10 protein-coding genes are annotated in these 12,647 nt (G+C 41.6%); 8 read left to right on the plus strand and 2 right to left on the minus strand.

The window, feature by feature from the left end:
• Positions 1–10 precede the first annotated feature (10 nt).
• On the minus strand, positions 11–1,906 hold the full coding sequence (locus ACQV1I_RS07090) for an SH3 domain-containing protein (RefSeq protein ID WP_116333189.1): 1,896 nt from the start codon (positions 1,904–1,906) through the stop codon (positions 11–13).
• A 172-nt stretch (positions 1,907–2,078) separates the two neighbouring features.
• Between ACQV1I_RS07090 and ACQV1I_RS07095 the strand changes: the two genes are divergently transcribed.
• The 6 genes from ACQV1I_RS07095 (at position 2,079) to ACQV1I_RS07120 (ending at position 10,285) form a co-directional block, all read left to right on the plus strand.
• Positions 2,079–2,252 (plus strand): hypothetical protein, encoded by a 174-nt coding sequence (locus ACQV1I_RS07095; protein WP_018672206.1) that lies wholly within the window; start codon positions 2,079–2,081, stop codon positions 2,250–2,252.
• 257 nt (positions 2,253–2,509) lie between these two features.
• Positions 2,510–4,012, plus strand: coding sequence for a coproporphyrinogen III oxidase (locus ACQV1I_RS07100; RefSeq protein WP_094700242.1), 1,503 nt, complete (start codon positions 2,510–2,512; stop codon positions 4,010–4,012).
• A 426-nt stretch (positions 4,013–4,438) separates the two neighbouring features.
• On the plus strand, positions 4,439–5,704 hold the full coding sequence (hisS, locus tag ACQV1I_RS07105) for a histidine--tRNA ligase (protein ID WP_116333190.1): 1,266 nt from the start codon (positions 4,439–4,441) through the stop codon (positions 5,702–5,704).
• A gap of 51 nt (positions 5,705–5,755) precedes the next feature.
• Positions 5,756–7,552, plus strand: a complete 1,797-nt coding sequence (gene aspS / locus ACQV1I_RS07110; RefSeq protein WP_094700243.1) for an aspartate--tRNA ligase — start codon at positions 5,756–5,758, stop codon at positions 7,550–7,552.
• 311 nt (positions 7,553–7,863) lie between these two features.
• Positions 7,864–8,619, plus strand: a complete 756-nt coding sequence (locus ACQV1I_RS07115) for a tRNA threonylcarbamoyladenosine dehydratase (RefSeq protein ID WP_018672202.1) — start codon at positions 7,864–7,866, stop codon at positions 8,617–8,619.
• 349 nt (positions 8,620–8,968) lie between these two features.
• A complete protein-coding gene (locus ACQV1I_RS07120; RefSeq protein ID WP_116333191.1) occupies positions 8,969–10,285 on the plus strand; it encodes an AAA family ATPase in 1,317 nt (438 codons plus the stop codon).
• 320 nt (positions 10,286–10,605) lie between these two features.
• Here the strand turns inward: ACQV1I_RS07120 and ACQV1I_RS07125 are convergent, their stop codons facing one another.
• On the minus strand, positions 10,606–10,779 hold the full coding sequence (locus tag ACQV1I_RS07125) for a hypothetical protein (RefSeq protein ID WP_018672200.1): 174 nt from the start codon (positions 10,777–10,779) through the stop codon (positions 10,606–10,608).
• 112 nt (positions 10,780–10,891) lie between these two features.
• Between ACQV1I_RS07125 and cymR the strand changes: the two genes are divergently transcribed.
• Both cymR and ACQV1I_RS07135 read left to right on the plus strand, forming a co-directional pair.
• A complete protein-coding gene (cymR, locus tag ACQV1I_RS07130) occupies positions 10,892–11,311 on the plus strand; it encodes a cysteine metabolism transcriptional regulator CymR (RefSeq protein ID WP_003338326.1) in 420 nt (139 codons plus the stop codon).
• Between the two features lie 29 nt (positions 11,312–11,340).
• Positions 11,341–12,483, plus strand: coding sequence for a cysteine desulfurase family protein (locus tag ACQV1I_RS07135; RefSeq protein WP_094700245.1), 1,143 nt, complete (start codon positions 11,341–11,343; stop codon positions 12,481–12,483).
• The last annotated feature ends 164 nt before the right edge of the window (positions 12,484–12,647 follow it).

Here is a 12,647-nt window from a genome sequence, read left to right on the forward strand (position 1 = left end):
TGTGGAAAAATTAATTTGGATAAACCTGGAAATAACGTAGTACGCCTCGGAACAACCCTTCAGCTGCATTTTGCTGATGTTGATCATCACGTAAGTTAGCTTCTTCTTGTGGATTGGTCATAAAGCCGATTTCAGCAAGAATAGCGGGTTTTGGATTTTCCCGAATGACATGAAAATCGCCGAATCTGGATGTTAAATCTTTATATTGAGTCGTTGCAACGATCTCATTTTGAGTCAATTGGGCTAATTCCATCGATTTTCCTTTGTGATAGTAAAAAATGATGGTCCCATTGGTGGCTGCATTAGGATGTGTATTGTGATGGACACTTACAAACATATCCGCATTGTTTTGCACAGCGAATTGAACACGTTGTTCCAACGTAAGAGTTGTATCATCGGAACGAGTCATAATCACACGTGCTCCAGAAGCTTCTAGGCGTTGTTTTAGCTTCAGAGCAACCTGTAGGTTAATTTCTTTTTCAAACGTCTTGTATGTCGTCCCTACAGCCCCACTATCTGTTCCACCGTGTCCAGGATCAACTACAATCAATTTGCCTCTGGCTTCATTACCGGTTAAAGGAGGCAGATTGGCTATATCTGTTGATTCCTTTTGAACGACCCAGCTAGCAATGTAGGCTGTTGAATTATCTTTTAGGCGAATTTGATACCAATCGCCTTCTGTTTTGATTACCGAATAGCTTTCTCCTGGTTGTACAGTACCTACTGGCTCGTATTCGGTGCCTGGGCCAGAACGAACATTTGTGCCTTCGTTTAATACCTTGATTTTCAATTCTGATTGATTACTAGGTACTGAGGGCTGAAGGGAGTTTTGGTTCTTATGTTCATTTGGATCAACTACTCCAAGCGTGGGAGGAGCAACAGTTGATTTAGTAACCAACCAGCTGGCAATCCAGCCTGTTTTCCCATCCGGCGTTTTTACCTGAAACCAGTTGTTGCTTTGAGACAATACCGGTAGTACCACTCCGTTATTTACTTGGGTAAGGACTTGGCTTGTTGTATTAGCTTGACTTCGAATGTTTACATTATTTGCAGTTACCTTCACCGTAGAGCTTGATGAAGCAGGATTCGGCTGTGTCGGAGGAGGTGTTATCTGTCCAGTTTTAGGAGCTGTTGGATTGGCGATCCAAGCTGTTGTCCCATTGTATAAGATTTGATCCCACCCATTTGACTCCGAATATTTACTTACCTGATCCCCTGCGCTTAACTGGCCGATAATCATGGCTGCGACATTAGGTTCTGCATACACGTTAGTTACTACAGAGATTTTAATACTACTGGTAGATGGAGGCTGCACAGTAGGCTCTACAGGTGGCAATACATTAGCAGGCTGATTGCTCTGATCTGGTGTAGTGACTGCTGGTGCTGTTGTTCCCGGTAGGGGTGCTGACGTAGCGGGCGGAGTAGCATGTTGCACAAACTTGGCGTTAATCCAGCCGGTTACTTTTTCAGACACCTGAATTTGTGCCCAGATACCTTCCTTTTTAATCATTTTGTAGCTTTTTGTCTTGTCCATTACTTGGATGATTTGAGCATCTGAATTGGGTGCAGTCCGAATGTTTAACATATCGACCGTACTCTTTAAATAAATCACCTTTGGTGGTTGAGGAGCTGCTTTGATCTCCTGAAGGTATGTATTTATTCCCCAGCCTTGCTTACCATTCGGTAATTTTACCTGTATCCATTTATCCTTTTTTGATATAACGGTTAGTTTTGTCGACTTAGGCACGGAACTTACGAGTTGATAGTTGGTTCCTGGACCAGAGCGAATGTTTAAATTATCGGCTGTTACCTGCACCTGGTTTGCTGCCCAGACCATTTGGAAGGGGGCGACCAAGCTAGTGAGACATGTTGCAAGCCCGATAATCATCTTCTTGCGAGAAAACACGTTTGTCCCATCCTTTCTGTTTGTCATTTATTCCGACGTGCGGAAAATCAATTTTTCCATAAAACAATAATCTTCTTCATAGGTCGTATACTTTCCTGCAACTTTCGACATTTTTTTTGAGATGCATGCAAATCTTCCCATGCGGAAACAATAGTGCAAGGAGGGATTAAGCATGCGCCAATCCAATAAAGAACGTTTCGCTCAAGAATTAAACCGTCAAATTTTTTCTGTTGATTTTCATGATTTCTTACAAAAAGAAGCCATTTTAAACGATGTAGAAATGTCACAGGAGTTTCATATCAGCATCCGCGAGGTACAAGAGCTACGTCGGCGTGCTAAACACTAGAAAGTGGCGAAAAGCTGTTCAAGTGTTCAGGAATCAGGCTAGTTTAGGTTGAGAGCTTCATGTAGCAAAAACCAATGGTCTAATAATCTCATGTACTCCCTTTTTCGCATGTATCATGCCAAAATCGTTCTTATGCAACGAACGGCTTTCTAAATCCGTCCACCTTTTATGAGAACAGTTGGTTCCTTCTCTGAAATTGACCACCTTATGTTGGTAAGGTAAGATGAGAAGGATTGCGAAAGAAGCAGGTGAAGAACATGTTGCAAATTAAATGCGTGGGTCATCAGTTCGAACGTGAAATCGGCTTTATTGCCGCACTGTTCTATGAAGATCCCGCGATTCATTATGTACAAGACTGGGAAAATTGCTCCCATCGTGATAGTAAGATAGAGCTTTGTTGTGAGTCGCAAGACGATGGAGTCCATGCTACTGGACATCTTTTGTTTGCCGATCAAAAGCATACATTTGAGTACGATCGTCCCTATAAGGAGCTTTCCGAAAAAGGTATGCGCAAAACAGCCAAGCAAGCAATTAGCTATACGCTATTAACTTTGCTGGAGCGTCATACCGGAATGGAACAGGGGTGGGGCATTTTAACCGGTATTCGACCGACTAAATTATTGCACAAGATGCTACAATCTGGGTTGAGTCGCGAGGAGGCTCATCGTCAATTACGAGAAGACTACATGGTTCGCCCCCACAAGCTACAGCTCTTACAAGAGATAGTGGATCGTCAGCTACATGTTGTTCCTGATTTATATCAAATAGATCGGGAAGTCTCTGTCTACATTGGAATTCCATTCTGCCCAACAAAATGTGCATATTGTACGTTTCCAGCTTATGCGATTGGTGTGCATCGTCAGAATGTAAATCCATTTTTGGCAGGTTTACATGAAGAGATTCGCTCAATAGGTGATTGGTTGACCCGCCAGAACTTGGTAATCACCTCCATTTACTTTGGCGGAGGTACACCTACCAGTATTACTGCTGACGAGTTAGACGCACTTTTTGTTACACTTTATAAGCATTTTCCTCATATGGACAAAGTACGTGAACTAACGGTAGAAGCTGGAAGACCAGATACCATCACTCCTGATAAAATTGAGATCATGAAAAAGTGGAAGGTTGACCGCATCAGCATCAATCCGCAGTCGTTTACGCAAGAAACTTTGCAAGCAATCGGTCGACACCATACAGTCAAGGAAACAGTGGATAAATATAATTTGGCCATGGAGATGGGTGTAACCAACATTAATATGGATTTGATCATAGGTTTGCCAAATGAAGGGATGCAGGAAATGAAGCATTCACTTCAGGAAGTAGAAAAGCTTATGCCTACTTCTCTAACCGTTCATACTCTCTCGTTTAAACGTGCATCGGAAATGACCCAAAATAAAGATAAATATCAGGTAGCCAGTCGTGAAGAGATACTAAACATGATGCAAGAGACCGAAGAATGGGCGAAGAAACAAGGATATGTACCATACTATCTCTACCGACAAAAAAATATTTTAGGTAATCTTGAAAATGTTGGCTATGCGCTACGAGATCAAGATTCTATCTATAACATCGTTATGATGGAGGAGGTACAAACGGTTCTTGGCTTAGGCTGTGGAGCCGTCTCCAAATTGATGAGGCCTGGTAGCGGAATATTGTCGCGTTGGCCAAATCCGAAAGATCCTAAAACATATAATGATACGTATCAGCAGTTAATCGAGAAAAAACTGCAAGATTTAGATACGCTTTACTCTAATAAATAATTAGGTGATTGTATAGTTGACGCTCACTCTCGATTTTGCTATGATCTGTAATATATTTTGATCTGATGACGGGACCAAGTAACCTTTAGACGAATAGCTAGAGAGGAAGCATCGTGGCTGAAAGTGCTTCTCTATTACGATTAGGTGAATGACCTCCCTGAAGACCCCAGTGAAAGATAGCGTTGCTACGAGTAACTGTAAGGCGCGGCATCGGCGTTAGGATGAGAATGAAGTGGGATATGATTACATATATATCCAAGCAGGGTGGCACCACGGGAGAATATAATCTCTCGTCCCTGACATGTACGTAAGTTGGGCATGTCAAGGACGGGAGATTTTTTGTGTTTTCTAACAATTATTTTTCCTGACTTGCCCCTGTACGGATTTTTTATATAGCACGTAAAAAACAAAAAAGGAGAGACTCACATGGCGAAAATCCAAATTCCACGTGGTACACAAGACATTATGCCGGGCACGGTGGAGCTTTGGCAGCACATCGAAGGGAAGATGCGAGACCTTTGCACACGCTACAATTACCAAGAAATTCGAACGCCAATATTTGAGCAGACAGAACTGTTCCGACGAGGCGTAGGTGAGACTACGGATGTAGTGGAAAAAGAGATGTACAGTGTTGAATCCCGTGGAGAAGGAGATTTCACCTTACGTCCGGAAGGTACGGCAGGGGTAGTACGCTCTTATGTGGAGAAAAAGCTGTATGGTGTACCTAATCAACCTACTAAGTTATATTACTTAGGACCAATGTTCCGGCATGAACGTCCACAGGCAGGTCGATTCCGCCAATTTGTTCAATTCGGAGTTGAAGCAATCGGCTCAGCAGATCCTGCAATTGATGCTGAAGTAATTGCTGTAGCGATGCGTATCTATCAAGAATTAGGGCTTACAGGTTTGTCCGTAGAGATAAACAGTGTAGGAACTCTAGAAGATCGTGCTCGTCACCGTGGAGCATTGCTTGAGGTTCTAAATGGTGTACGAGATGAGCTTTGTGAAGATTGTCAATCCCGAATTGATCGGAATCCTTTACGCGTTCTGGATTGCAAAAATAAAAAATGTCAAACCCTTACAAAAGATGCCCCTTCTATTTTAGATTATCTAAGCGATGAATCTAAACAGCATTTTGAAGAGGTACAGGCATACCTTACCGCAATTCATATTCCATTCCACATTAATCCGCGTATGGTACGTGGTCTTGATTATTACACGCTGACTGCTTTCGAAATTAAAATGGCAGAGATCGGTGCGGTTGAAACATTGTGTGGTGGTGGGCGCTATAATGGGCTAGTTGCAGAGATTGGCGGCGAAGATATGCCAGGTATTGGTTTTGCGATGAGTATTGAACGCTTGATAATGGCTCTAGAATCGCAAAATATTCAATTACCAATAGAAAAAGGGCTAGATGCCTACATCGTGATGCAATCCGAAACAGCGAAAACGAAGGCATTCCAGTTGCTAGATGATCTGCGTAATAAAGGTGTTAAAGCAGAGATGGATTATTTAGGTCGTAAAATGAAGGGCCAATTAAAAGCAGCGGATCGTGTAGAAGCAAAGTATGCTGCTATCATTGGTGAATCAGAGCTGGAAAAAGGCGTAGTCATGCTAAAAGAACTAGCGACTGGAAAACAGCAAGAAGTTAGTTTTGCAGAAGCAAGCGATTGGCTCTTGGCTAAACGTTAAGGATAAAGAAAAACAATTGAACGAAACATTTACTTATTGGAGGGACCATCGATGAAATTTGATGTGCGCACTGTCTATTGTGGCGAAGTAACCAAAGAACATGTAGAGCAAGAGATTATTTTAAATGGTTGGGTTCAAAAGCGCCGTGACCTAGGTGGCGTTATCTTTATTGATCTGCGTGATCGTACAGGAATTTGCCAAGTGGTATTTAACCCAGAAGTGAATAAAGAGGCATGGGAAAAAGCAGATCGTGTGCGTAGCGAGTATGTTTTATCTGTAAAAGGTAAATTGGTACATCGTGGACCCGAAGCCGTTAATCCGAAAATCAAAACTGGTGAATACGAAATGCTTGCAACGGAGATTACCATCCTAAATGATGCTAAAACCCCTCCGTTCTTAATTGAAGATGAGATTGAAGTAGATGAGCAGGTTCGTCTAAAATATCGCTATTTGGACCTTCGTCGTCCCGAAATGCAGAAAGCATTCTACTTACGTTCAAAAGCGACAAAAGCGTTCCGTGATTTCTTGGATCAAAAGGGTTTCTTAGATATTGAAACACCAATGCTTACGAAGAGCACGCCAGAGGGAGCGCGTGATTATCTGGTACCATCCCGTGTACACCCAGGTGAATTCTATGCATTGCCGCAGTCTCCTCAGCTTTTTAAACAGTTATTAATGGTTTCAGGATTCGAGCGTTACTATCAAATCGTACGTTGTTTCCGTGACGAAGACTTGCGCGCTGACCGTCAACCAGAATTCACTCAAATCGACATTGAAACATCCTTCATACCAATGGAACAGCTATTGCCGATGATGGAGGAAATGGTTCAATATGTATTTGAACAAACAGTTGGTACAGACGTAGGGACATCATTCCCACGCTTAACGTATGCAGAAGCGATGGATCGTTTTGGCTCTGACAAACCAGATATTCGTTTTGGTATGGAGTTGACCAACGTATCAGATCTTGTAAAAGATAGCGGTTTTAAAGTGTTTGCAAGCACAGTTGAGACTGGTGGGCAAGTAAAAGCAATCAATGCAAAAGGTTGCGGACATTATTCCCGTAAAGATGTTGATGATCTAGGCAAGTTCGCTTCTCGTTATGGAGCTAAAGGTCTAGCGTGGATTGCATTTAAAGATGGTGAAGTTAAAGGACCAATCGCTAAATTCTTCTCTGAAGAAGAAATAACAGCAATAAAAGAACGCTTGCTAGTAGAAGAAGGCGATCTATTGTTGTTCGTAGCTGATAAACCGAAAGTAGTAGCAGATTCTCTAGGTGCTCTTCGTAGCAAGCTAGGTGCAGAATTAGGCTTAATTGACCACAGTAAGTTTGCTTTCTTATGGGTAGTAGATTTCCCATTAGTGGAGTGGGATGAAGAAGCTAAACGTTATGTAGCTTTGCACCATCCATTCACTCGTCCAAAAGACGAAGATTTGCATCTATTTGAAACAGACCCAGGTGCGATTCGCGCACAAGCTTACGACTTGGTTCTAAATGGTTATGAACTAGGCGGCGGCTCCATGCGTATCTACAAGCGCGACGTACAAGAGAAAATGTTTACTGCCCTTGGATTTAGTCAAGAAGAAGCAAAAGAGCAGTTTGGTTTCTTGATGGATGCGTTTGAATATGGTACACCTCCACATGGTGGTATCGCTCTAGGTCTAGACCGTTTGGTAATGCTACTTGCAGGACGTACAAATTTACGTGAAGTAATTGCTTTCCCTAAAACAGCAAGCGCAAGTGACCTAATGGTTAATGCGCCGAGTGAAGTAGATGTGAATCAATTAAAACAGCTATTTATCGCTACTATTGAAGAAGAGAAAAAAGAAGAAGTAACCAACAAGTAAAATTACTTGGGTAAATGGGTCCAACCAAGACAAAACGTCTTTTGGTTGGACCTGTTTTTTTGTTTGCTTTGTAGAATTCAATATGCTAGCATATGTCTGATCGCGATCTACTTAGAGTCCTAGTGGAATAATAGGAATTGAATATAAGCCTATTGATAGGTATAATCGGAATGTCACTATTTTTATGATTGTATAAAAAGTATAAATCTGAGAAGATTACTAGGTCATATATCTATGACAGGAAAGTATGTAATTTATGGATAGAATGTTACTTATCAAAATAGATGAATGTAGGAAAGGTTGTTAGTGAAATGTTGCATCAATTCTCGCGTTGTGAACTGGCATTTGGTCCAGAGGGCTTGGAGAAAATGAGAAACAGTACCGTTGCTGTGCTTGGTGTCGGTGGGGTAGGATCCTTTACAGTAGAAGCTCTAGCACGTACTGGTGTAGGAAAACTGATCCTGATTGATAAAGATGACGTAGACATTACAAACATTAATAGACAGATTCATGCTACTCTACACACGGTTGGTCAACAAAAAACGGAACTAATGAAAGAGCGTATTCACTCTATTAATCCAGAGTGTGAGGTAGTGACACTTCAGATGTTTTATGACGATGAAACAGCTCCACGTCTATTTGAGCATAAGCTAGATTATATTGTTGATGCGATGGATACAGTGTCTGCAAAAATTCATGTGATTTTAGAAGCAAAGAAACGTAATATCCCGATCATCTCAAGTATGGGGGCAGCTAACAAGATGGACCCAACACGTTTTCAAGTGGAGGACATCTCTAAAACCAGTTATGATCCTATTGCCAAGGTAATTCGTCGTGAGCTGAAGAAGCAACGCATTTATAAGGGTGTTAAAGTAGTATATTCTAAAGAGATTCCTGTAACAATTCGTACGGATGTACGGGAACAGATTGTTCAAAATCCCGATTCCCCTATTCGCAAAGTAAAACAACCGCCGGCAAGTAACGCCTTTGTGCCATCTGTGGCAGGTTTGATTTTAGCTAGTGTGGTGGTCCAGGATTTAATTGGTTGGGTACCGAAAAAAGGATAGTAAACAGGATTCCTATACAGTAGTATGTGTTTTACAAAAAAGTGACTAACAATGATGTAATGGATAGCGCAGAGGCCCACGGGCTTTTCTGCGCTACTTTCTTTACGGAAGGGAAGGTAACGCGGTATGGTTAGTAATCAATTGTGAACTATAGATGCTGTATTGGATTCAAGATAATGACTTGATTCTACTAACAATCAGCCATCCAAATTGTTTGTCTTCCAAAACTTGGCGTAACTTGCTTTTCTAAGTAAAATGAACAGGGATGATTACATCTTAAAGTTATGGTAACAAAAGACAGATTATAGTTGCAAATAGTTGAAGAAACCAGATTGGGGGGTTGAGAAGGATGGATTTATTTTCTTTCGCCCATGAACAGGAAGATTCTAAAGGGCGTACTAAGCCGCTTGCGGCACGAATGAGACCAAAAAAACTAGATGAAGTAGTTGGCCAACAACATATACTAGCCAAAGGATCGTTGCTTCGGAGAGCTATTGAAGCGGACCAGATCTCTTCTTTAATTTTCTACGGACCTCCGGGCACGGGAAAAACAACCTTAGCAAAAGTCATAGCACGTACAACCAAATCCCATTTCAGTGAATTAAATGCGGTTACTGCGGGGGTAGCAGACATTCGGCGGATCGTAGAGGAAGCGAAAGATCGCTTGGTAATGAATAATCAGCGTACTACGTTATTTATTGATGAGATCCACCGTTTTAATAAATCTCAACAGGATGCGCTCCTACCTTATGTAGAAGAGGGAACAGTCATTTTGATTGGGGCAACAACGGAGAATCCCTTTTTCGAAGTGAATGCAGCCTTGCTCTCACGTTCTCAAATTTTTTCCTTACAATCCCTAACAGATGAGGATTTAGGGCAAGTTATTGATAGAGCATTAACTGATGAGCTTGAAGGACTTGGAGAATTACGGGTTCAAATCAAACCAGAAGCGAGAGAACATTTGATTCACTACGCAGAAGGGGACGCTCGTCGCTTATTAAATGCACTGGAATTAGCAGCTACGACCACACCATTAAATGAAGCAGGAGAGATCGTTATTACACTGGATGTGGCAGTAGAATCTATCCAGCGTAGAGCTGTTCGCTACGATAAAAGTGGTGATAATCATTACGATACCATCTCTGCTTTTATAAAGTCGATTAGAGGATCTGATCCAGATGGTGCTCTTTACTGGTTAGCTCGGATGATTGATGCAGGTGAAGATCCACGATTTATAGCGCGTCGCTTAATAATTTCCGCATCAGAAGATATCGGTAATGCTGATCCTCAAGCGTTATCCGTAGCTGTAGCTTGCTTTCAAGCGTTGGAATTGATTGGTATGCCGGAAGGGCGCATTTCCTTAGGGCAAGCCACCACGTATCTTGCGACCGCACCGAAAAGTAATGCAGCGTATATGGGAATTAATCAAGCACTTATGCATGTACAAAAAGAAGGGCATAAGCCTGTACCTGTTCACTTACGGGATCGGCATTATAAAGGGGCTGCGAAATTAGGTCACGGGGAAGGGTATCTATATCCCCATAATTATCCCGAAGGCTATGTGAAACAGCAGTATTTGCCTGAAGGTGTAGAAGAGAAATTTTATCAACCTAAACAGATAGGATATGAGGCAGAAATTCAAAAGCGTCAAGCATCTCGAAATTAACCCCTATTATTCCGATGCCTTTACATTCTTTTGGGAAAAGTTTATATTTATCGTAATAAAAAATAACTAGAGCGTAGCGATCAATTTCTTTGTTTTGGATAAAAAGAAGAACTTCGACCCTCTGAACAAGAGAGATCGAAGTAATAGCATGCGAGAAGGGTTTCTTACAGAGTAAACATGTGACTCTTGTTTCTACATGCAACATGTACTTGTAGGAATGAATATTTTTTAAAAAATAATGATAAAAGGAATCTTGTCGGGAAAGTACAAAGCTTTAGTATTTAGTAAAGCAATAGAAGACCGATTCATTCTTGTTGTTTTTACGTCCGTACATTTCCGCCCGGTTTATTTGGTAAATCTCCGTTCTCATTTGGTTGCTTGCTAGTTTTGCTTGCACCAAATCTTGCTTTGTGAGCAATGGTTCCTGCTGGTACTTCATAAAGAACGTCAGATGGATGGTTTCGTCCACGTTCGGAACGCTTATTGGTTGCCATATAAGCTCACCTCCCTGACCATATTTTGACCAAAAGAAAGCGACTCATGTGCTACAATTTCAGGGAAGTTTGTCAGAGACGTACAGTGAAACATAGAGGAGAGTTGTTAACGTTGAAAATTTCGACTAAGGGACGCTACGGCTTAACTATTATGATGGAGCTAGCCACCCGTCATGGGGACGGTCCTATTTCATTGAAAAGCATTGCTCAGCGCCATGAATTATCTGAGCATTATTTAGAGCAGTTAATCGCTCCCCTGCGGAATGCAGGGTTGGTAAAAAGCATTCGAGGAGCTTATGGTGGCTATGTACTCTCCAAATCACCTGACGATATTACGTCGGGAGATATTTTGCGAGTGCTAGAAGGTCCAATTAGTCCTGTAGAGTTTGCAGAAGAAGAGGACCCAGCAAAGCGTTATCTATGGCTGCGCATTCGAGATAGTATAACGTCTGTAATTGACTCCACTACGCTGCGGGACCTCATCAATTATCAAGATGACGGACGCACTGATAATTATATGTTCTACATTTAGTGTTAGATTACAAAGTAGGGGATTAGAACATGAACTCATACGTATATTTGGATAACGCAGCAACGACTCCTGTTCATCCACAAGTGATACTGGCCATGCAACCATATTTCTCTGAGATTTATGGAAATCCATCCAGTATTCATGGGTTTGGTCGTGAAGCACGCAAAGCAATGGAAAAAGCACGGGAAACAATTGCTGATTTTCTGGGGGCTGATCCCAGTCAAATCATTTTTACCAGCGGTGGTACGGAAGCTGATAATATGGCATTGATCGGTGGAGCGCTTGCTAATGAACAAAAAGGTAAGCATATCATTACAACTCAGATTGAGCATCATGCGGTATTACATGCTTGTGAGCATCTCGAACGAATGGGATTTGAAGTAACCTATTTACCAGTAGATGAATTGGGGATGGTCAGCTTAGATGATGTAAAAAAAGCAATACGACCTGATACCATTTTAGTCTCCATTATGTATGGAAACAATGAGGTAGGGACAATTCAACCTATCCAAGAAATAGGTAGCTTTTTGCAGGATCAAGGAATCCTGTTCCATTCAGATTGTGTACAAGCTTTTGGATTATTGCGCATCAAGGCAAATGAGCTACCTGTGGATCTGATTTCTTTATCTGCCCATAAAATCAATGGACCAAAAGGTGTAGGTGCTTTGTGCATGGGACGTAAAATCACAATTACTCCATACTTACACGGGGGAGCACAAGAACGTAAACGACGGGCAGGAACAGAAAATCTAGCTGGTATTGTTGGATTTGCTCAAGCAATCGAGCTCATGCGCTCCGACCGTGAAGAGCGTCGTCAAAAATACTTAGATATGCGCCAGGCTATGCTACAGGCTTTCAGTGAAGCAGGAATTGCATTTGAGGTAAATGGTCATGATGAACAATTTTTGCCACATATTTTAAATGTTAGCTTTCTAGGAGTAAATACTGAGACGATGCTGTTTAATCTAGATTTGGCGGGTATTGCAGCAGCTAGTGGTTCTGCATGTACATCAGGCTCGTTAGAGGTATCTCATGTGCTGACAGCGATGAATTTGTCCAAAGAGCGATCAGATTCAGCTATTCGCTTTAGTTTTGGCATGACCAACACAAAAGAAGAAGTGATAGCAGCAGCTCAAAAAATTGTGCAGATTGTAAAGCGCTTAGTAAAATAAAGTATAAATCTGCTTGTTGTTAAAGTATTAGTTAGTTGTGAAAGGTTTGGAACGCTTGTTCGAATCAAGTTGTCAAAACCCTTTTCCTCAAAGTACAATAAAAGTAGCATACATCCACTATCACACCGGATAGTGGAATTTTTTTTACGATGGATGTTACTTAC

The sequence above is a fragment of the Brevibacillus sp. JB24b genome (assembly GCF_051713385.1).
In the GTDB taxonomy this organism is placed as follows: domain Bacteria; phylum Bacillota; class Bacilli; order Brevibacillales; family Brevibacillaceae; genus Brevibacillus_B; species Brevibacillus_B laterosporus.

Bases quoted from the DNA above. Each gene is read 5' to 3' on its own strand.
- ACQV1I_RS07095 (WP_018672206.1), top strand. From the start codon at position 2,079: ATGCGCCAATCCAATAAAGAACGTTTCGCTCAAGAATTAAACCGTCAA.
- ACQV1I_RS07100 (WP_094700242.1), top strand. From the start codon at position 2,510: ATGTTGCAAATTAAATGCGTGGGTCATCAGTTCGAACGTGAAATCGGC.
- hisS (WP_116333190.1), top strand. From the start codon at position 4,439: ATGGCGAAAATCCAAATTCCACGTGGTACACAAGACATTATGCCGGGC.
- aspS (WP_094700243.1), top strand. From the start codon at position 5,756: ATGAAATTTGATGTGCGCACTGTCTATTGTGGCGAAGTAACCAAAGAA.
- ACQV1I_RS07115 (WP_018672202.1), top strand. From the start codon at position 7,864: ATGTTGCATCAATTCTCGCGTTGTGAACTGGCATTTGGTCCAGAGGGC.
- ACQV1I_RS07120 (WP_116333191.1), top strand. From the start codon at position 8,969: ATGGATTTATTTTCTTTCGCCCATGAACAGGAAGATTCTAAAGGGCGT.
- ACQV1I_RS07125 (WP_018672200.1), bottom strand. From the start codon at position 10,779: ATGGCAACCAATAAGCGTTCCGAACGTGGACGAAACCATCCATCTGAC.
- ACQV1I_RS07135 (WP_094700245.1), top strand. From the start codon at position 11,341: ATGAACTCATACGTATATTTGGATAACGCAGCAACGACTCCTGTTCAT.